Source organism: Phyllobacterium myrsinacearum (assembly GCF_002980555.1).
Classification (GTDB): domain Bacteria; phylum Pseudomonadota; class Alphaproteobacteria; order Rhizobiales; family Rhizobiaceae; genus Phyllobacterium; species Phyllobacterium myrsinacearum.
Genome location: NZ_PVBT01000003.1, coordinates 512,635 through 532,727, shown reverse-complemented (window position 1 = coordinate 532,727; position 20,093 = coordinate 512,635). Strand labels below are relative to the sequence as shown.

General features: G+C 59.9%; 22 protein-coding genes. 3 read left to right on the top strand and 19 right to left on the bottom strand.

What is annotated here, in order from left to right:
- Window positions 1-12: 12 nt before the first annotated feature.
- From C5750_RS13315 to C5750_RS13275, 9 genes are all read right to left on the bottom strand, one after another.
- Complete coding sequence (locus tag C5750_RS13315) at window positions 13-1,128, bottom strand: branched-chain amino acid ABC transporter substrate-binding protein (protein ID WP_105734363.1); 1,116 nt, start codon at window positions 1,126-1,128, stop codon at window positions 13-15.
- 127 nt (window positions 1,129-1,255) lie between these two features.
- On the bottom strand, window positions 1,256-1,609 hold the full coding sequence (locus C5750_RS13310) for a DUF6867 family protein (protein ID WP_105734362.1): 354 nt from the start codon (window positions 1,607-1,609) through the stop codon (window positions 1,256-1,258).
- A 62-nt stretch (window positions 1,610-1,671) separates the two neighbouring features.
- Window positions 1,672-2,421, bottom strand: a complete 750-nt coding sequence (locus C5750_RS13305) for an ABC transporter ATP-binding protein (protein ID WP_105734361.1) — start codon at window positions 2,419-2,421, stop codon at window positions 1,672-1,674.
- The gene (locus C5750_RS13300; RefSeq protein ID WP_105734360.1) at window positions 2,421-3,695 is read right to left on the bottom strand and encodes an ATP-binding cassette domain-containing protein; all 1,275 of its coding nucleotides are present in this window, start codon (window positions 3,693-3,695) and stop codon (window positions 2,421-2,423) included. The genes C5750_RS13305 and C5750_RS13300 overlap by 1 nt, the downstream gene beginning before the upstream one ends.
- A complete protein-coding gene (gene livM / locus C5750_RS13295; RefSeq protein ID WP_105734359.1) occupies window positions 3,695-5,119 on the bottom strand; it encodes a high-affinity branched-chain amino acid ABC transporter permease LivM in 1,425 nt (474 codons plus the stop codon). Before livM ends, C5750_RS13300 begins: the two co-directional genes overlap by 1 nt.
- 4 nt (window positions 5,120-5,123) lie before the next feature.
- Window positions 5,124-6,032 carry a branched-chain amino acid ABC transporter permease gene (locus C5750_RS13290; protein ID WP_105734358.1) on the bottom strand — a complete coding sequence of 303 codons (909 nt, stop codon included), beginning with the start codon at window positions 6,030-6,032 and terminating at the stop codon, window positions 5,124-5,126.
- A 269-nt stretch (window positions 6,033-6,301) separates the two neighbouring features.
- A complete protein-coding gene (locus C5750_RS13285; protein WP_105734357.1) occupies window positions 6,302-7,303 on the bottom strand; it encodes a 4-hydroxyproline epimerase in 1,002 nt (333 codons plus the stop codon).
- A 14-nt stretch (window positions 7,304-7,317) separates the two neighbouring features.
- The gene (locus C5750_RS13280) at window positions 7,318-8,571 is read right to left on the bottom strand and encodes an NAD(P)/FAD-dependent oxidoreductase (RefSeq protein WP_105734356.1); all 1,254 of its coding nucleotides are present in this window, start codon (window positions 8,569-8,571) and stop codon (window positions 7,318-7,320) included.
- Window positions 8,572-8,580: 9 nt separating this feature from the next.
- A complete protein-coding gene (locus C5750_RS13275) occupies window positions 8,581-9,474 on the bottom strand; it encodes a dihydrodipicolinate synthase family protein (RefSeq protein ID WP_105734355.1) in 894 nt (297 codons plus the stop codon).
- Between the two features lie 81 nt (window positions 9,475-9,555).
- On the opposite strand from C5750_RS13275, the gene C5750_RS13270 reads away from it, so the two are divergent.
- Window positions 9,556-10,209 carry a GntR family transcriptional regulator gene (locus C5750_RS13270; RefSeq protein WP_105734354.1) on the top strand — a complete coding sequence of 218 codons (654 nt, stop codon included), beginning with the start codon at window positions 9,556-9,558 and terminating at the stop codon, window positions 10,207-10,209.
- Window positions 10,210-10,279: 70 nt separating this feature from the next.
- Here C5750_RS13270 and C5750_RS13265 read toward each other — a convergent pair whose 3' ends face one another.
- Entirely contained in the window at window positions 10,280-11,776 is a 1,497-nt protein-coding gene (locus C5750_RS13265) for a CoA-acylating methylmalonate-semialdehyde dehydrogenase (protein ID WP_105734353.1), read from the bottom strand.
- 132 nt (window positions 11,777-11,908) lie between these two features.
- Here C5750_RS13265 and C5750_RS13260 point away from each other — a divergent pair, with 132 nt between their 5' ends.
- Window positions 11,909-12,790 (top strand): LysR family transcriptional regulator, encoded by an 882-nt coding sequence (locus tag C5750_RS13260; RefSeq protein ID WP_105734352.1) that lies wholly within the window; start codon window positions 11,909-11,911, stop codon window positions 12,788-12,790.
- A 113-nt stretch (window positions 12,791-12,903) separates the two neighbouring features.
- On the top strand, window positions 12,904-13,284 hold the full coding sequence (locus tag C5750_RS13255) for a DUF3011 domain-containing protein (RefSeq protein ID WP_105734351.1): 381 nt from the start codon (window positions 12,904-12,906) through the stop codon (window positions 13,282-13,284).
- 55 nt (window positions 13,285-13,339) lie between these two features.
- Here the strand turns inward: C5750_RS13255 and rlmH are convergent, their stop codons facing one another.
- The 9 genes from rlmH to rpmA all read right to left on the bottom strand — a co-directional run bounded on the left by rlmH (window position 13,340) and on the right by rpmA (window position 20,071).
- On the bottom strand, window positions 13,340-13,822 hold the full coding sequence (rlmH, locus tag C5750_RS13250; RefSeq protein ID WP_105734350.1) for a 23S rRNA (pseudouridine(1915)-N(3))-methyltransferase RlmH: 483 nt from the start codon (window positions 13,820-13,822) through the stop codon (window positions 13,340-13,342).
- A gap of 166 nt (window positions 13,823-13,988) precedes the next feature.
- Complete coding sequence (gene rsfS / locus C5750_RS13245) at window positions 13,989-14,372, bottom strand: ribosome silencing factor (protein WP_245421094.1); 384 nt, start codon at window positions 14,370-14,372, stop codon at window positions 13,989-13,991.
- Window positions 14,373-14,521: 149 nt separating this feature from the next.
- The gene (locus tag C5750_RS13240) at window positions 14,522-15,118 is read right to left on the bottom strand and encodes a nicotinate-nucleotide adenylyltransferase (protein ID WP_105734631.1); all 597 of its coding nucleotides are present in this window, start codon (window positions 15,116-15,118) and stop codon (window positions 14,522-14,524) included.
- Between the two features lie 56 nt (window positions 15,119-15,174).
- Window positions 15,175-16,458, bottom strand: coding sequence for a glutamate-5-semialdehyde dehydrogenase (locus C5750_RS13235; RefSeq protein WP_105734348.1), 1,284 nt, complete (start codon window positions 16,456-16,458; stop codon window positions 15,175-15,177).
- A gap of 3 nt (window positions 16,459-16,461) precedes the next feature.
- A complete protein-coding gene (gene proB / locus C5750_RS13230; RefSeq protein WP_105734347.1) occupies window positions 16,462-17,604 on the bottom strand; it encodes a glutamate 5-kinase in 1,143 nt (380 codons plus the stop codon).
- 198 nt (window positions 17,605-17,802) lie between these two features.
- Window positions 17,803-18,837 (bottom strand): GTPase ObgE, encoded by a 1,035-nt coding sequence (obgE, locus tag C5750_RS13220; protein WP_105734345.1) that lies wholly within the window; start codon window positions 18,835-18,837, stop codon window positions 17,803-17,805.
- Window positions 18,838-18,843: 6 nt separating this feature from the next.
- Window positions 18,844-19,020, bottom strand: coding sequence for a hypothetical protein (locus C5750_RS26555; RefSeq protein ID WP_158531330.1), 177 nt, complete (start codon window positions 19,018-19,020; stop codon window positions 18,844-18,846).
- A gap of 35 nt (window positions 19,021-19,055) precedes the next feature.
- A complete protein-coding gene (locus C5750_RS13210) occupies window positions 19,056-19,679 on the bottom strand; it encodes a GNAT family N-acetyltransferase (protein WP_105734343.1) in 624 nt (207 codons plus the stop codon).
- A 119-nt stretch (window positions 19,680-19,798) separates the two neighbouring features.
- Window positions 19,799-20,071 carry a 50S ribosomal protein L27 gene (gene rpmA, locus C5750_RS13205; protein WP_105734342.1) on the bottom strand — a complete coding sequence of 91 codons (273 nt, stop codon included), beginning with the start codon at window positions 20,069-20,071 and terminating at the stop codon, window positions 19,799-19,801.
- Between the last annotated feature and the right edge of the window lie 22 nt (window positions 20,072-20,093).

Below are 20,093 nucleotides of genomic sequence, written 5' to 3'. Positions count from 1 at the left end.
AAGCGGAAAGGCTTACTGCTGGACGTATGTGTACTTGCCGTCCTTGTCCTTCTTCCATTCGTACATGACGTAACCTGGAAGCTTCGGATCGCCCTTTTCGTCAAAGGAGATATCGCCGAGAACCGACTTGAATGGGCCCTTTTCCTTCAGGGCCTTGGCAACGGTTTCAGGATCGTTCGACTTTGCAGCGGTCGCTGCTCCGACGATGGCCTGCACGGCTGCATAGGAGTAGAGGGTGTAGGCTTCCGGCTCAAAACCGGCCTTGCGGAACTTCTCGACCAGATCCTTGTTGGCCGGATTGTTGCGCGGATCGGGACCGAAAGTGTTGAGCGTGCCGACCACGGCGTCGCCGGCAATCGCAGCGAGCTCGTTGGTGACAATGCCGTCGCCGGAGATGAACTTGACCTTCAGGCCCTGATCAGCCAGCTGGCGGATGATGAGACCGGCTTCCGTATGCAAACCGCCCCAATAGAGAACATTGACGCCGGCCTGCTTGGCCTTGGCGATCAGCGCGGAGAAGTCCTTGTCGCCGACATTGACGCCTTCATAAAGAACCGGCTTCAGGCCCTTTGCCTCGATTGTCTTCTTGGTTTCATCGGCAAGACCCTGGCCATATGGCGTCTTGTCATGGATGACGGCGATCTTGGCATCCTTGTAATGCTCGGCGATGTAGGCGCCGGCAATGGCACCCTGCTGGTCATCGCGGCCGCAGGTGCGGAATGTGTTCCACAGGCCGCGTTCGGTGAAGACGGGATTTGTCGCAGCTGGCGTTACTTCGACAATGCCGTTTTCCGCGTACACTTCGGATGCCGGGATGGACACGCCGGAGTTGAAATGGCCGACGACGAATTTCACGCCATCAGCAACAAACTTGTTGGCAACCGAAACGCCCTGCTTGGCATCGGAAACGTCATCGCCCAGAACGAATTTGATCTTTTCGCCATTCACGCCGCCAGCCGCATTGACCACCTCGGCGGCCGCTTCGGCACCCTTCTGAATCTGCGCGCCGTAAGCGGCGTTGGGGCCGGTCAGCGGAGCACCAATACCGACCAGAAGATCAGCATAGGCGTGACCGCCCAAAGCGAGCATCGCTGCAACAGCAACACCCGAGAATAGTGACTTCTTCATTTGAAAACTCCCATTTTCTAGGTACTTACGAAACCCCTAACGATGAATTCTTCCCATCGCTTGAAGACCACATTTGCCGATTTTCCGGCGGTTGTCACGCTGATTCGTTTCGCGTCAGCGAGATTGCTTAGGCCCCTTTTCTTTCCTTGAACGAGAAGGGAGAAACTTTTTCATAGAGCCAGTGATACTGCTGAACCATCTGGTTTGTCCGGGTGTAACGGTAGCCCAATGTGCCGATGATGATCAGCACGATGGTGTCGATCACATAGTAGTGCAGCGTCACCATCGTGCCTTCAAACAGGGCAAAGTGGATGAAGCGGACGCCGATGCCGAGAAGCAGCATGTAGAAGATCAGAATTGTATAGGACCGCCATGTCTTGGCACAGGCGCGGCCCGCCATCCATGCGGCCCAGCCGCCCATGATGCAGGTTACCAGCACAAACAGCCAGAATGAGGGTTCTTCGTACAAAATGCCTTGCATGGCAGTATTCCCCTTGCGGCACCGGACATTCCAGACCCGCTGGAAAGCCGGCCCTATTTTTGTCAGTGACGCCCGCCCTCAAGATAGGCGGCGCGCACTTCCGGATTGGCGAGAAGATCCTTGCTCGATCCGCTCATCGTCACGATGCCATTGACCATCACATAGCCGCGATCGGCCAGTTTCAGCGCGCCAAAGGCATTCTGTTCGACCAGAAACACGGTCAAGCCCGTGGACTTGTTCAGTTCCTTGATCGCCTCGAAAATATGCTTGATGATCAGGGGAGCCAAGCCCAGCGACGGCTCGTCGAGAAGCAGCAGGCGCGGGCGCGCCATCAATGCGCGGCCGATGGCCAGCATCTGCTGCTCGCCGCCCGACAGGGTGCCGCCGCGCTGGTTGATGCGCTCCTTCAGGCGTGGAAACAGGTCGAAAACCTTGCGCACGTCTTCGTCATAGAACTCCAGATTGTCGAGGCTGGCGCCCATCTGCAGGTTTTCCTGCACCGTCATACGCGGGAATATCCGGCGGCCTTCCGGCGATTGGGCGATACGCAGGCGGGCGATCTCGTGGGTCGGCAATTGCGTGATGTCCTGGCCGGCAAACACCACCCGGCCCTTGCGGGCCCGCGGCATGCCGAAAATGGTCATCATCAGCGTCGACTTGCCGGCGCCGTTGGCACCGATCAGCGTGACGATTTCACCGGCATCCGCATGCACGCTGACACCGCTGAGCGCGCGGATATTGCCGTAATAGGTCTCAACATTCTCGACACTGAGAAGGGCTCCGGTCTTCGGAAGAGTTTGTGTTTCCGACATTACTTCGCCCCTCCGGTCTTCTTTGCAGCCGGTTTGCCCTGGCTCTCTTTCGCCAGCTTTTTGGCCTGGCCGATCCAGTCTTCGCGTGCAATACGCCCGTCAAACGCCAGATAGGCTTCGGCGGCCGTCACGTCCGCCTTCTTCCAGGCCGCGATCTGATCGAAATGGAAAATACCGTGTTCGTTGAGCCTGCGCGCGTTGACCGGGCCAATCCCCTTGATCAGGGTCAGATCGTCGGACTCGCCCTCGCGCGGCGCGGCAAGTGCATTGGCGGTTGCGCCCGCCTTGATCGCCGGAGCTGCGGGCTTTGCCGCTGTTTTGGCCTTCGCTGCGACCGGCACTTCCGCCTGCGTCTCGGTGATTTCCTGGATGGCTTCGGTGGACAGAAGGTCAACCGCCGCCGTGATATCGTCACTGCCGGTGGCGGCAGCATGCTCGATCAGCTCGACCACCTCTTCGTCCTCGACACCGAGATAGGCGGCAATGACCTTGGGATCATTCTTTACCGTCTCCGGCGTTCCGTCGGAAATCTTGGTGCCGTATTCAAGAACAATGACGTGGTCGGAGATTTCCATCACCACGGACATGTCATGCTCGATCAGGATGATGGACGTTCCCGTCTCTTCGCGGATGCTGAGCAGCAGCTGGTTCAGCTCCGCCGATTCACGCGCGTTGAGACCGGCGGCAGGTTCGTCCAGGCACAGAAGCTCCGGATCGGTGCACATCGCACGGGCAATCTCGAGACGCCGCTGGGCGCCGTAGGGCAGATCGCCGGCGGGATCGTCGGCGCGCTCGACGAGGTTGATCTTCTGCAGCCAGAAACGGGCTTTTTCGATCGCGTCGGCAGCCGCCTTCTTATAGGTCGGAAAGCCGAGAAGACCGAGGATCGTATAGCCCGACGACAGCATCAGGGGATTGTGCTGGGCAACCAGCAGGTTTTCCAGAACGGTCAGCCCCGAGAACAGCCGGATGTTCTGGAACGTGCGCGCCACCTTCGCCTTCTTGGTGATGACGAAGTCGGCCATGCGCTCCAGTAGATACTCCTCGCCATTCTGGCGGGTCATGGTCAGCATGCCTTCGGTCGGCTTGTAGAAGCCGGTGATGCAGTTGAACACCGTGGTCTTGCCGGCGCCGTTCGGGCCGATCAGGGCGGTAATCGCCCCGCGCTTGGCCTCGAAGTTGAGGTCGTTGATGGCAACGAGACCACCGAACTTCATCGACAGATGTTCAACGCGCAGCACGGGGCTGGGATTGTTACGCACTTCCGAAACCATCAGCCGTGCCCTTCTTTCGTAAACTCGCTGGAGATCATCTTGCGCTCGTGCAGGAAGGCGCTCGGTTCCCGGTTGCCGACAAATCCGCGCGGCTTCCACACCATGACGACGATCATGGCCAGACCGAACAGCAGCATGCGATAGAGCTCCGGCGTGAAGTCATTGCCAAAGATCAGCTTGAGGAATTCCAGCTCGCGCAGGAGTTCCGTGCCGCCGATCATCACGGCCGCCGCGATGGCGATACCGATGAGCGAGCCCATGCCGCCGAGCACGACGATGGCAAGAATGATTGCCGATTCGAGGAACACGAAGGACTCGGGACTGACAAAACCCTGGCGGGCGGCAAAGAACGATCCGGCAAACCCGCCGAACATCGCGCCGGTGGCAAAAGCCGTCAGCTTGGTGGTCGTCGTGTTGATGCCCAGGGACCGGCAGGCAATCTCATCCTCGCGCAGCGCTTCCCAGGCGCGGCCAATCGGCATGCGGCGCAGGCGGATCGTCACCCAGGCCGTCAGCAGAGCCAGGAACAGAATGAGATAATAGAGGAAAATCTTGTAGTAGACGCCGGAGTTCGGCAGGCCGAACATGGCGGCAAAACCGGTGGGACCCGGCGTGAACGGAATGCCGAACAGGGTCGCCTTGGCAATACCGGAGATACCGAACGTGCCCTTGGTCACCACGGTCCAGTTGATCAGCACGAGACGGATGATCTCACCAAAAGCCAGCGTGACGATGGCAAGATAGTCGCCCCGCAGCCGCAGGACCGGAAAGCCCAGCACAATGCCCCACATGGCAGCAAAGATGCCGGCCATCGGCAGGAGCAGCCAGAACGACAGGCCGAAATGGGCGGAAAGCAGCGCGTAGGAATAGGCACCGACCGCATAGAAGGCGACATAGCCAAGATCAAGCAGGCCGGCGAGCCCCACGACGATGTTCAGGCCCCATGCCAGCATGACATAGATCAGGATCTGGATGCCGAAATTGTCGACATATTTGAGCGAGCCCTGCACGCCGCTCTGGAACGACCATTGCCCGGTTACCGCGAACTGGATCAGCGCCAGGATCAGGATGACGACGAAGGGGTAGATGAAAAGCAGGGCAAGACCGAACCGCGATACCGCTGCCTTGAGCGAACGGCGGTCAACCTTGGCCGCGGCTGGCGCCTTGCTCTTGGCCAGCTTCGCCTGTTCCCGCGACGGCGTTATGAAGGCTGCAAAGATGAAGCGTCCGATGGCAGCCACCGCCACGAAGATCGCCAGCAGGCCCCAGCGCTGAACGAGAACCAGCTCATTGTTGATGTTCTGGTCGGTGCGGAAACCAACGACGAGAAAGAACAGGCCGAACGCGATGATTCCGGCAAACACCGCTTCCTTGGCGGCTTTGGCGTAGACGGAATCCTGTCCTGAAGATTGGATATCAGCCATAAGCTCAAACCTTTTCGACTTCGGGCCGACCAAGAATGCCGGAGGGCAGGAAGATCAGAACGATTGCGAGGATCGAAAATGCAGCCACATCCTTGTAATCGATGGAGAAATAGGCCGACCACAGGGCCTCGATCAGCCCGATCAGCAGACCGCCGACCACCGCACCGGGCAATGAGCCGATACCCCCGAGCACCGCGGCCGTAAACGCCTTGACCCCGGGCGTAAAACCATCGGTGAAGGAGATGACGCCATAGAACATGAGGTAGAGCGTTCCGGCGACCGCGGCGAGCATGGCGCCCATGACGAAGGTCATGGAAATCGTCTTGTCCACGTCGATGCCGAGAAGCGCGGCCATCTTGCGGTCCTGCTCACAGGAACGCTGGGCACGCCCGAGCGTGGTACGGTTGACCAGATACCAGAATGCGGCAAGCAGGATCGCGGTGACGATAACGATCACCATCTGCTTGTAGGCAATGGTGATGCCCGTGCCGTAGATTGTCACACCGCCATTGACGAGCGGCGGGATCGGCTTGTTGCGCGGGCCCTGTGTGACCTGCACGAAATTGGACAGCGCAATCGACATGCCGATCGCCGTGATCAACGGCGCAAGGCGGAACGATCCGCGCAGCGGCCGGTAGGCAAGCCGTTCGATTGTCCAGCTCCAAAGCCCGGTCAGCAGCATGGCGACAAGCATCATCAGAAGCAGCGCCAGCACAACAGGCACACCGCCGATAAATGTGGTTAAAGCAAGAAAAACGATCATCGCCATGAACGCGCCAAGCATGAAAACGTCGCCATGGGCGAAGTTGATCATGCCGATGATCCCGTAGACCATCGTATAGCCGATTGCGATCAGTCCGTAGATTGAACCGAGTGTCAGACCGTTGATCGATTGCTGGATGAAGTACTCCATCGCAACGATACCCCTCATTTTCATTGGGAAGTTTCTTATCCGGTTTTTTTATCCGGTTCCCGTTTACCCCAACTTCTTTACACGTAACGTCTGCGTTAAAGAAAGCAACAGCTTTTTTAGCACAAACAGCGGCATCACATTTGCTTGCATACTCCGTGCGAATTTTTTCACCAAATTTTCGTCAATTCTTGACGAAATTTACGGCAAATGCCGCTGATTTAACCGAATTGCCTATCTTCGCCTTATTGTCGGAACAAGCCAGGCGCGGCTCACTTGACCACAAATCCGTGAGCGAAGGGATCGCGGTCATCGATGAAGATCGTGCTGTAACCGGTCATCCGCGCCCACCCTGCAACCGAGGGTATTATTGCATCGCGGTCCCCGACATGGGTGGCTGATTCCACCCGGCCATGGAACAGCGAGCCGATGATGGATTCATGCACGAAGTCGTCTCCGGGCTTCAATTCTCCCTTTGCCGTCAGTTGCGCCATGCGGGCCGATGTACCCGTTCCACAGGGGGAGCGGTCAATCGCCTTGTCACCGTAGAACACGGCATTGCGCGCATGTGCTTCCGGCTTGGTTGGCGCTCCGGTCCACAGGATATGGCTGAGTATGTTGATATCGGGCTTTTCCGGGTGCTGGAACGTATAGCGTTCATTCAGACGTTCGCGCAGAACCGGGCTCCAGCCAATAAGATCGAGCGCCCGGTAGTCCGCCATATCCCGGAAATTCTTCTGCGGATCGACGATTGCGTAGAAATTGCCGCCATAGGCAACATCCACATGCAGTGTCCCGAGATCCGGGCATTCCACTTCCAGCCCTTCCGCATAGAGAAACGCCGGAACATTGGTGATGCGCACGCTGGTGACATACTGGCCTTCCTGCGTGTACTCCGCGACCACCAGACCGGCCGGGGTATCAAGCCTCAATATGCCTGGTGTCTTCGGGGTTATCAGGCCGTGTTCAATCGCCATCGTCACGGTGCCGATGGTGCCGTGGCCGCACATGGGCAGACAGCCCGACGTTTCGATGAACAGCACCGCCACATCGCAATCCGCGCGGGTCGGCGGATAGAGAATGGAACCGGACATCATGTCGTGGCCGCGCGGCTCGAACATCAGGCCGGTGCGGATCCAGTCGAATTCGCGCAGGAAATGCGCGCGTTTTTCCATCATGGTCGAGCCGGTGAGGTTTGGCCCTCCCCCCGCCACGAGGCGTACCGGATTGCCACAGGTGTGACCGTCGACACAGAAGAAGGAATGACGCGCCATGATGTTACAGGGTCCTAAAAGCGTTGCGGATTGAAGGGATCGATCGGGATCGATGGCCGCCGGCCCTCGATGAGATCGCAGATCAGCCGGCCCGTGGCGGCGGACTGGGTCAAGCCCAGATGTCCATGGCCAAAGGCATAGAGAACATTTTTGCTTTGCCGGGAATAGCCGATAACCGGCAGCGAATCGGGCATCGACGGACGATACCCCATCCATTGCTTCCCGCCTAAAATATCAAGGTCCGGCAGGAAGGTCTTGGCTTTCTGCAGCATGACGTCCGAACGCTTGAAATTGGGGGGCAAGTCGAGACCGCCCAGTTCGACGGCTCCGCCGACGCGCACGCCGGTTTCGAGCGGCGTTACAACAAATCCATAACCGGAGAAAATCAGCTGGCGTTTCAGATCAAAGGCCCCGGCGGGCAAGGTGGTGTTGTAGCCGCGCTCCGTATCCAGCGGGATGCGGTCACCGAGATGCAGCGCCAGACGGTGTGACCAGGCGCCCGCAGCGAGAATGAGCTTGCCGGTGTCGAGTGTCCGCCCATCCGCAAGCCTGACTGTACCGCCCATATCGTTCGCGCCAACGGAAACAACCTCTGCACGTTCGAAGCGGGCCCCCAGTTTTTCCGCATGGGCCCACAGCCCTTTGCCCACATGTTTGGGATCGCTGACCGTCTTCCATCCCGGAACGAAGGTTCCGGCGACAAAGCGGCGGGCGAGGCCTGGCTGACAGGCAGCCAGCGCGTCGCCGCGCAAATGTTCGAAGGCAATGCCCGCCCTCTCCCGCGCCGCCCAGCCGGGCAGGCCGAGATTGAGCTCATGCTCGCTCTCGTAAAGTTCCAGCGAACCATCCTCGCGCACCATGTGGCGGATACCGGCACGCTGCATCAGATCCAGCATTTCCGGCTCGGCGAGGCGCATCATCGCGCCCTGCGCCACCGTGGTGTGTTCCAGCACGTCCGGCCGGCTGGCGCGCCAGAACCGGTAAAGCCACGGCGCCAGCCTGGGAAGGTAGGACGGCCGGATGGTGAACGGCCCGAGCGGGTCCATCAGCCAGCCCGGAACCTTGGCCATGACCCCTTTCGAGGCCATCGGCAATATGTCGGAAAAAGCCAGGGCCCCGGCATTGCCGGAGCTCGTTCCTTCGCAGATGCCCTGGTGATCGATTACCAGAACCCTGCGCCCGGCTTCGCCCAGAAAAGCCGCGATGGCGACGCCAATGATACCGGCGCCGACAATGACAACATCATGCTTTTCCGGACCGGCACTCATGGCGCAGCCTCAGAGAACAGGCAGTTTCGGCCGCGATGCCATGGCATCCCTGACGATCTTGTCGACAGCCGCCCGGCGGTCGCCGCGCAATGGCTGGCGCGGCAGGCGCACGCGATCATTGGTTCCGATTTCATGGACTTCCGCCAGTTTGATGTTCTGCACAAGATAGGTGGAGACATCGAGGTCAAGCAAGGGGCGGAACCAGCGATAGATATCCAGCGCTTCGGCATAGCGGCCGGCACCGATGAGCTTGTAGATCGCAACCGTCTCTTTCGGGAAGGCCGTGACCAGCCCGGCGACCCAGCCGATGGCACCGGCGGTCAATGCTTCGAAGGCGAGGTTGTCGACGCCGGTGAAGAGGTCGTAACGCTTGCCGAAAGTATTGATGATATCGGTGGTGCGGCGCACATCGTCGGACGACTCCTTGATCGCCACAAAGTGCTTGTCGGATGCAAGTTCCGCCAGGATTTCGCTGGTCACATCGACGCGATAGGCGATGCGGTTCGAATAGATCATGACGGGCAGATCGCCGGCAGCGGCAACGGCCTTCAGGGTGGTGACCGTTTCTTCCGGATCCGTGTGATAGATCGGGCTTGGAACCAGCATCAGGCCATCAGCGCCAGCCTTGGCAGCTTGCTGCGCGAGCGCAGCGCCATCGCGGGTTGCCGCTTCATTGATGGTCAGAAGCACGGGCTTGCCCTTGGCAACGCCCTGCGCCGTCTTCAGCACTGCGAGTTTTTCCTCGTGGCTCAGCATCGGGCCTTCGCCGAGCGAACCTGCAACAATCAAACCATCGCAACCCGCATCCATCAGGAGCGAGAAGCAACGTTCCATTTCCGTGTGATCGAGTTTATCATCTTCAGTGAATTTGGTTGTAACAGCAGGGAAAACGCCTGACCACATGTCTCTTCTCCTTCTTGATATATCAGAAATATATCTGTAGAGCGTGTGGCTGTCAATTGCCTTGAATAGAAAGTTTGTCTGATGGATCAAACCGCAGTCCACACCATGGCCCAGACGGGCGAAAGTCTCGCGGAGCTGGCCTATCGCCAGATCGAAGAGATGATCGTCACGCTGAAGCTTGAGCCTGGCGCGGTCGTCAATGAGCGCACCCTCACCGATGTGACCAATATGGGCCGCACGCCGGTGCGCGAAGCGGTGCAGAAGCTGGCCTGGGAAGGCTTGATGGAAATCCGTCCCCGTTCCGGCATTGCCATTGCCGCGCTCAATCCCCAGGATTTTTCCAGGGTTCTCGACGCGCGCGAGGGTGTCGAGCGGGTTCTTGCGCGCGATGCGGCGCTCTATGGTGCATCCCTGCACCATGAGCGATTGAAGGCAGCCTCCGATGCGATGATGGCTGCACGCTCCGGCAACGATGTGATCGGCTTTCTCAACGCCGACAAGATTTTCGATACGGTGCTCGGGCAGGCGGCGGAAAACCCCTACGCCGCCCGTCTCGCCTCCCCGCTGCAAACCCATAGTCGCCGCTTCTGGTTCCGGCTGCAGCGGCCCGGCAGCCTGGAGCAATCGGCCGGGGCGCATACGGCGCTGATCAAGGCGATCATCGCCCGCGAACCCGGCAAAGCCGCCGACGAGGCAACCCGGCTGATCGGCTATCTCAGGACAATGGCTCCGTAAGCCCGTTCGGCCCAAAAGAAAATCGCCGCCCGGTGCGGAACCGGACGGCGATTTCAAAGCTCAAAGCGATTTACTTCATCGTCGGAATGACGAACTCGGCCCCGTTCTTGACGCCCGACGGCCAGCGCGAGGTGACGGTCTTGGTCTTGGTGTAGAAGCGGAAGGCATCCGGGCCATGCTGGTTCAGATCGCCGAAGCCGGAGCCCTTCCAGCCGCCGAAGGTGTAATAGGCGATCGGCACCGGAATGGGCACATTGATGCCAACCATGCCAACCTGAACGCGCGAGGCAAAATCCCGGGCAGCATCGCCGTCACGGGTGAAGATCGCAACGCCATTGCCGTATTCGTGTTCGTTCGGCAGACGGATCGCATCCTCATAGGTGTCGGCGCGGACAATGCCGAGAACCGGACCAAAAATTTCTTCCTTGTAGATGCGCATGTCAGGGGTGACGTGATCGAACAGGCAGCCCCCCATGTAGTAGCCATTCTCATAGCCCTGCATCTTGAAGCCGCGGCCATCGACGACGAGCTTCGCGCCTTCCTTCACGCCGAGATCGACATAGCCCTTGATGCGATCCAGTGCCTGCTGGGTCACCACGGGACCGTAATCCGCCGTCATATCGGTGGACGGGCCAACCTTGAGGCTTTCAACCCGCGGGATCAGGCGCTCGACGAGACGGTCTGCGGTGTCCTTGCCGACGGGAACGGCAACGGAGATCGCCATGCAGCGCTCGCCGGCCGAACCGTAACCGGCGCCGATCAGGGCGTCGACCGTCTGGTCCATGTCGGCATCGGGCATGATGATCATGTGGTTCTTGGCACCGCCGAAGCACTGGGCACGCTTGCCGTTGGCCGTGGCGCGCGAATAGATGTACTGGGCAATCGGTGTCGAACCGACGAAGCCGACAGCCTTGATATCCGGATCATCCAGAATGGTGTCGACAGCTTCCTTGTCGCCATTGACGACGTTGAAGATGCCTGCCGGCAGGCCGGCTTCGATGAAGAGTTCGGCCAGACGCATCGGCACGCCCGGATCGCGCTCGGATGGCTTCAGAATGAAGGCATTGCCCGACGCAATCGCCGGACCGGCCTTCCACAGCGGGATCATCGCCGGGAAATTGAACGGGGTGATACCGGCAACGACGCCGAGCGGCTGGCGCATGGAGTAAACATCAATGCCCGTACCGGCATTGTCGGTGAACTCGCCCTTGAGCATGTGGGCCGAGCCGAGGCAAACCTCGACCACTTCCAGACCGCGCTGGATATCGCCCTTGGCATCGGGAATGGTCTTGCCGTGCTCGCGCGCCAGAAGTTCGGCAAGCGAGTCGTATTCGGCTTCGACGAGATCAAGGAACTTGCGCAAGACGCGCGCACGGCGCTGCGGGTTGGTTGCAGCCCAGGCCGGCTGTGCCGCCTTGGCATTGGCAATGGCTGCGCGCACTTCATTGGGGGTTGCCAGCGCCACGCGGCCCTGAACGGTGCCGTCCATGGGCTGGAAAATTTCGGCCGTGCGACCGCTTGTTCCGGCGACATGCTTGCCACCGATAAAATGTCCGACTTCACGCATTGCGAGCAACCTCCCTGGGATTGACTGAATTTCGTTACCCCATCATCACGCTTCAAATTTTTTATTGCAAGCCGAGCAAAAGCGTATCCGTTGTGCAAAAATTGAAGTACGAATCGGGGAGGAGGCCAACGAATGAACTGGGACGATGTGCGGATTTTTCTGGCTGTGGCGCGTTCGGGTCAAATACTCGGCGCAGCCAAGCGGCTTGGCGTCAATCACGCGACCGTGGCGCGCCGTCTGACGGCGCTGGAGAATGACATCAACACCAAGCTGCTGACCCGCCGCACCAATGGCTGCGAGCTGACCCATGCCGGTGAAGAATTCCTCCTGTCGGCCGAGCGCATGGAGGCTGAAATGCTGTCGATCCGCTCCTCGCTTGGCGACGCCGATGTGTCCATTTCCGGCTCGGTGCGCATTGGCGCGCCGGACGGTTTCGGCGTCTCCTTCCTCGCGCCGCGCCTTGCCACCCTCACCGCCCGCTATCCCGACCTCAAGATTCAGCTTGTTCCGGTCCCCCGTTCCTTCTCGCTGTCGCGGCGCGAGGCTGACATAGCCATTACGGTCGACCGGCCCGATCAGGGGCGTCTCGTGGCGAAAAAGCTCGTTGACTACACCCTTTGCCTCTACGCCAGCCGGTCCTATCTCGCTGAACGCGCGGCACCGCGCAGTATCGACGATCTGCCGAAACACCGGCTGGTCGGTTATGTCGACGATCTGGTCATCAGCCCTTCGCTGAACTATGCGCCCGAAATCACCCGCGAATGGCGTCCCGCTTTCGAGATTTCCAGTGCCATCGGACAGGTGGAAGCGGTGAAGGCGGGGGCGGGCATTGGTATCCTGCATACATTCATCGCACGGGAGTATCCCGACCTCGTGCCGGTCCTGCCGGAACGCACAATTCACCGGTCCTATTGGCTTGCCTATCATGAATCGGTGCGCACCCTGCGCCGCATCACGGCGGTCTCCAGCTTCATCTCCGATCTCGTCAACGGCGAGACTGGACGATTCACCTGACAAAGCATAACAGGCAATGGTGGAAATGTGATTGACGGGCGCGGAACAAACACCACAATTGCGCCTTGAACACATGCGCTTTCAGCGTGTTGTCATCATATCGGAGAGGGAAAATGTACCGATATATACTAGCCATGGCTGTAACCCTGGGGGGTATGCAGTTCGTAACGGTTCCAGCCGCACAGGCGCAGGAACGGCCCATCAGATGCGAATCGCGCAGCTTCCGTTACAATGAATGCGAGACCGACATGCGCCGGCCGCGGATCATCAGGCAGCTTTCGGGTTCGGCCTGCATTCCCGGCCAGAGCTGGGGCTTCAGCCGCGGCACCATCTGGGTGGACAAGGGCTGCTCGGCGGTCTTTGCCGACAGTGCCGAGCGTCCGCGCTGGCGGGACCGCGACGACCGTCCGCGCTGGCGGGATGACCGCTATCCCCGCCGCGACTACCGGCGTGAATACCGCGATGACCGCTACTACCAGCCGGACGATTATTGATCGGCATTAAGGGTCCCGTTTTTCGCCATCTCCGGCCGGAGGTGGCGAAAACACCTCACACCCGGTGATACGGGTGCCCGGAAAGGATCGTAGTCGCGCGGTAAAGCTGTTCCGCCACGAGAATCCGGACAATCTGGTGCGGCCAGGTCATGGCGCCAAGCGCCAGCACGAGATCGGCGCGCTTTCTTAAATCAGCATCGTGGCCGTCAGGCCCGCCGATTGCCAGGAGCAGCTGGCGCTTGCCATCGTCACGAAACCGCGCGATTGCATGGGCGAAGTCTTCCGATGGCATGGTCTTGCCGCGCTCGTCGAGAAGAACGAGCACACCGCCCTGATCCAGCGCTTCCAGCACTTTGGCGGACTCTTCCTGTTTGCGCAGGTCCGGCTGCTGGGCGCGGCTTTCGGTGATTTCGGTGACGGCGTTGAATTCGAGACCAAGCGGCGAACCGGTTTTCTTCAACCGGTCGAAATAGCGGTCTGCCAGTTCCCGTTCGGGGCCAGATTTCATCCGGCCCACGGCAAAAACGGTGATACGCATGGCACGTCCAGTCCTTTGTCACCCGGCGCGAAGAGCACTCTCCGGCGCTTGACCGGTCCATATCAGCCAGCCGCCCGAAGCATCCCGCTGGCGTTATGCCGGGATACTCCGATCCGTCAGAACTTTCTTACACCAGGCTCCGTGTGCCGTAACGGCACACCTTGCTCTAGTGTACGGTTTCCCCGTCAAGTTCGGGAGACTGCCACATCTTTTCGATGTTGTAGAACTCACGCACTTCAGGACGGAAAATATGGATGATGATATCGCCCGTGTCGATCAGCACCCAGTCACCGCTGGAAAGACCTTCAACCTTCGCATTGTTTCCGTGACCGCTTTCCTTCAGCGCACGCAGGAGCTGATCGGCCACCGCCGTTACGTGACGGTGTGAGCGGCCCGATGCGATGACCATATGGTCGCCGATGACAGATTTTCCGCGAAGATCGATGGGGACAATTTTTTCAGCCTTGGAGTCGTCGAGACTGGCAAGGACTGTCTGGAGGGCAAGAGAAACGGAAGTCGCACCGTTCATCTCCGCCGTTGAAGGTGCCAAGGCATCCTTCTTCTGAATTGCTGTTCTCAGTGTATTTCCTTTCCAATAAGAACAACGCGCCGCAGCCTTTAATCTTGCTGCACGTTATTAAGATAGGCAGAGTCGCATGACACTTTCAAGACGTCGCGGCACGGCCTTTGTTCACGTTTTCATTTCTGCCGTTTTACGGCTCCGTTGCGTATCGCCGTCGATGACAGCGATGAGCGCGGGCCATGGATGAACGTCCAGGCTGGCGCGGGTGCCCGTGCCAGCAGCGGCGCGTCATCCTCGTCGAAGCGGGCATAGTCAAACGTCTTAGCCATGCGCGACGAGAGAAATGCCAGGGTCGAACCGGGCCGGTCGATCACCGCGATGGGAAACGTCATGGCAATCTTCTGCCAGCGCTGCCAGCGGTGAAAATCGGCAAGATTGTCCGCCCCCATGATCCAGACAAAATGCACACCCGGATTGCGTGCCTTGATCAAAGCCAGCGTATCGGCGGTATACCGCACATTATAGGCGGCTTCAAACGCCGTTACCTTGATGCGCGGGTCATGCACTTGCTGTTCGCACAATTTCAGCCGTTCCGCCAGAGGCGCCAGATGGCGTGTGTCCTTCAACGGATTACCCGGCGTGACAATCCACCAGAGCTGGTCGAGCTGCAGCCGGCGCAGCGAGATTTCCGCCACCAGCGCGTGGCCGGCATGGGGCGGATTGAACGATCCGCCAAACAGCCCGACGGTCATGCCCTTTTCAACGAAAGGCATGCGCAGATGCGCATCGCTCACGCCGGGAAAATCGTGACGTAACGCATCGATGGATGTCACGGGCGGGTCTGGCCATTGCCGCGAACGCGGTATTTGAAGGATGTCAATTGCTCCACCCCCACGGGGCCTCGCGCGTGCATCTTGCCCGTCGCGATGCCGATTTCCGCGCCCATGCCGAATTCGCCGCCATCGGCAAACTGCGTCGAGGCATTGTGCAAGAGGATGGCAGAGTCGATCTCATTGAAGAACCGCTCGACCACATGCACGTCCTCGGCAATCACCGCTTCCGTATGGTGGGACGAATAGCGATTGATATGCGCGATCGCGTCGCCAATGCCGTCAACCAACTTCACGGATATGATGGCATCGAGATATTCCGTCGACCAGTCTTCCTCCGTCGCCGGTTTTGCCGCGACAAACAGCTGGACGACCGAAGCATCACCGCGAATTTCGCAGCCTGCCGCATGCAGATCCTCAAGCAGCGGCAAAAGACGCGCAGGGGCGATCAGCCGGTCGAGCAGCAGTGTCTCGGCCGAACCGCAGACGCCGGTCCGGCGCATCTTGGCATTGACGATAATCCGGCGCGCCATGTCGAGATCAGCGGAGGCGTCGACATAGACATGGCAGAGGCCTTCGAGATGGGCAAAGACCGGCACGCGCGCTTCCGCCTGCACCCGGGCCACAAGGCTCTTGCCGCCGCGCGGAATAATGACGTCGAGATTGCCGTCCAGCCCCTTCAGCATTTCGCCGACCGCGGCACGGTCCGTCACCGGGATGAGCTGGATGGCGTCCGCAGGCAAATCCGCCGCTTCGAGCCCTTCGGCCAGCGCCGCATGGATGGCGCGGGAGGAGTGGGCGGAATCCGAACCGCCGCGCAGGATGACGGCATTGCCCGACTTCAGGCAAAGGGCACCCGCATCGGCTGTTACGTTCGGGCGGCTTTCGTAAATCACGCCGATAACACCGAGCGGCGTACGCACGCGCTCAATATGCAGGCCGTTGGGGCGGTCCCATTCCGCAATGATGTCGCCGACCGGGTCCTTGAGGGCGGCAATGGTGCGGATGCTTTCCGAGATCGCGGCAATACGGCCGGTATCGAGTTTCAGCCGGTCGAGCAGGGAGGCGGCCATCCCGGCCTTTTCGCCATCGGCCATATCCTGCCGGTTGGCCTCCAGAATCTCCGCAGCACGGCGATCCACCGCATCCGCCATGGCGATCAGTGCGATCATTTTCTGTTCCGGCGAAGCGATGGACAGGGGCTGGGCTGCGGCACGGGCTTTGCGGCCGATTCCGGCCATCAATTCAGCAATGTCGTCAATCGGTTCGACCCGTCCCAGCATTTCTCACTCCTTCGCAGCACGTTTTGCTGCGCGTACAACCAGATCATCCCGGTGAATCATCGCCGACCGGGCATCGTAACCGAGGATCGCGGCAATCTCATTGGTCTTGCGCCCTGCAATTCTTACGGCATCTGCGGCATCATAGGCAACAAGGCCGCGCGCGGCTTCGCGTCCATCCGGGCCGACCACTGCAACCGTATCGCCGCGGGTGAACTGGCCGGCCACGTCACGGACACCGGCAGCCAGAAGCGATTTGCCGGATTTGAGCGCCGTCAGCGCACCCTCGTCGATCACCAGCCGCCCGGCTGGCTCGAGATTGCCCGAAATCCAGGTCTTCCATGCATTCACCGGATTGAGGCTCGGCCTGAACAGCGTCGACCGTTCACCCGCATCGATGGCAGCAAGCGGATGCATGCGCGTGCCGGAAGCAATGATCATCGCCGTGCCCGCCGCATTGGCAATCTTGCCGGCATCGAGCTTGGTCTTCATGCCGCCGCGCGAATATTCCGACGCAGCCGCACCGGCCATGGCTTCGATGTCGGGGGTGATGGCGTCGACAACCGGCAGGAACAGCGCATCGGGGTTCTGATGCGGCGGGGCGGTATAGAGCCCGTCAATGTCGGACAGAAGAATCAGAAGATCCGCTCCCATCATTGTCGCCACCCGCGCGGCAAGCCGGTCATTGTCACCATAGCGGATTTCCGTGGTCGCCACGGTGTCATTCTCATTGATGACGGGCACAGCCTTGAGCCGCAGCAGGGTGCCAACCGTGGCGCGGGCATTGAGATAGCGACGGCGTTCCTCGGTGTCGGACAGGGTAAGCAGGATCTGGCCAGCACGCAGCTGATGCCCGCCCAGCACCTCGGAATAGGCTTTGGCAAGCTCGATCTGGCCCGCCGCAGCCGCAGCCTGGCTTTCCTCCAGCCGCAGCGCGCCTTTCGGCAATCCGAGCACCGTCCGCCCGAGGGCGATGGCGCCGGAGGAGACGATCATCACCTCGACACCCGCCTGCACAAGCCGCGCCACGTCGGCACCGAGGCTTTCCAGCCAGTCGCGCTTCAGCCCCTTGGAGCGGTCCACCAGCAACGCCGAACCGATCTTGACCACGATCCGCCGATAGGCGGAGAGTTTGAGAGTATTGTTCATATACCCCCCTCTGGGCTGCCGCCCATCTCCCCCACAAGGGGGGAGATCACATCGGCATCAACATTCTCGCTTGCTTTGCAGTGCCGCAGAACGGATCGAGGCAGTAATGAAAGCTGATCTCCCCCCTTGTGGGGGAGATGTCCGGCAGGACAGAGGGGGGTGAAAAATTCAAACTCATTCTGCACGGACATGATGCACTCAATATTTGAAGCGGGTATCGACCTCTACCGGGGCCTCTGACTGGCGCGATTCAAGGATAATCGCAGACAAGGCCCGCAGCACCTGCTCGACACCCTCGCGGCTGACCGAAGACAAGAGCATCGGTTCGCGGCCCGCAGCCTTTTTCAGTGCGGTCACCTTCTTTTTGCGCGCCGCCGCATCCAGCGTATCGATCTGGCTCAGCGCGACGATCTCCAGCTTGTCGGCGAGCCCGTGGCCATAGGCTTCAAGCTCCGTGCGCACGGTCTTGTAGGCCTCGGCCACATTTTCTTCCTGCGCCGAAACCAGATGCAGGAGAACCCGCGTGCGCTCGACATGGCCAAGGAACCGGTCACCGATACCGACGCCTTCATGCGCCCCTTCAATCAATCCCGGAATATCGGCAATGACGAATTCGCGCGCATCGACGCGGGCAACACCCAGATTCGGATGCAGGGTCGTAAAGGGATAATCGGCGATTTTCGGCTTGGCCGCCGTCACGCTGGCGAGAAAAGTCGACTTGCCGGCATTCGGCTTGCCCAAAAGTCCGGCATCGGCAATCAGTTTCAGCCGCAGCCACAGATTGCGCTCTTCGCCCTCCAGCCCCGGATTGGCACGGCGCGGCGCCTGGTTGGTCGATGTCTTGAAGTGCAGATTGCCGAAACCGCCATTGCCCCCCTTGGCAAGACGGTAGCGCTGGCCGACGGCAGTAAAATCGTAAATCAGGGTTTCGTTGTCGTCTTCGAAAATCTGCGTTCCCACGGGAACCTTGAGCACGACGTCGGCACCCTTGCCGCCCGTCATGTTGCGGCCCATGCCGTGCATGCCGGTCTTGGCCTTGAAATGCTGCTGGTAGCGATAGTCGATCAGCGTGTTGAGACCGTCCACGGCCTCGGCCCAGACATCGCCGCCGCGCCCGCCATCGCCGCCATCGGGACCGCCGAATTCCAGAAATTTTTCGCGGCGGAACGATACCGAGCCGGCACCACCATCGCCGGAGCGGATATAGACTTTCGCCTGATCGAGAAATTTCATGGAAGTTCAGTCCTTTTTGATGCCCCGAGCCATTACAGGAAAATGCGCGGGAAGAAAACTGGCCAGATCGACATCAGCGGCCTTTTGAGAATTCATCCTGGTGAGGCAGATGATGCGGTTTACGAGAACCGGAGCGCAGTGGACATTTTCGTCCATGAGCACCGGAAGCGCAGCAAACCGCATCAGATGACCACCAGGGTGGATTGGCATAGGGCCGCCTAGGCGTTCCAGCTGCGAAGCCCGATCCATGTCCGCCGATCCAGCATATAGCGCTCGACCGGCACATTGCCTGCGGCAAGCGAATCCATCATGCCGGTATTGGCATACTGGAATCCGCTCTTGTAAAGCACGCGGCGCGAACCGATGTTGGAGACGCGGCACGACGCGTGCAGCTTTTCCACCTGCGTGGCGCGGAACACAAGATCCACCAGCGCATGCGCGGTTTCCGTTGCATAGCCCTTGCCCCAATAGGGTTCGCCCAGCCAATAGCCGATTTCCAGCTCATCCTTGCGGGGCTCGCTCATCCGCACATCCTGGCTGCGGCGGTAATTGATGCCGCAGCAGCCGATGAAGGTGCCGGATTGTGCAAGGGTAATCGCGTAGACGCATTTGCCGATCTCGCCCGCATTGGCGCGGCGCACGAAGTCCACCGCATGATCCTGCGTGTAGGGATGGGGCATGCGGGACAGCATTTCCGCCACACGGGGATTGTCGGCGAGACGGGCAATTGCGTCAACGTCCTCGGTGTGCGGCGCGCGCAGGACCAGGCGTTCGGTCACGAGGACCGGACAGTCTATCAGATCCAGCCTGTCTTCATCGTCTTCCAGTAATTCGGCAACCATTTTGCTATCCTCCAGATGCGAAAAGGGAGATGGGTGAAACCCCATCTCCCCTTTGATCTCTTGGCTTGGATGCCAGTCACCGGGTCCGATGGGGACGCCGGTGCTTCAAGCAGGACCAGCTATTCTGCTGCTTCGGCGATCGGGTTCACGATCGACACGAAACTACGGCCGTTGGCTTTGGTACGGAAAGATACAACACCGGCTTCAAGTGCGAAGAGGGTATGATCCTTGCCAACGCCAACATTGACGCCCGCATGCCATTTGGTGCCGCGTTGACGCACGAGGATGTTGCCAGCAAGCACGCGCTCGCCGCCAAACTTCTTCACGCCAAGGCGCTTTGATTCGGAATCACGACCGTTGCGCGACGAACCACCAGCTTTTTTGTGTGCCATGGGATTGCTCCTTTAAACCTGT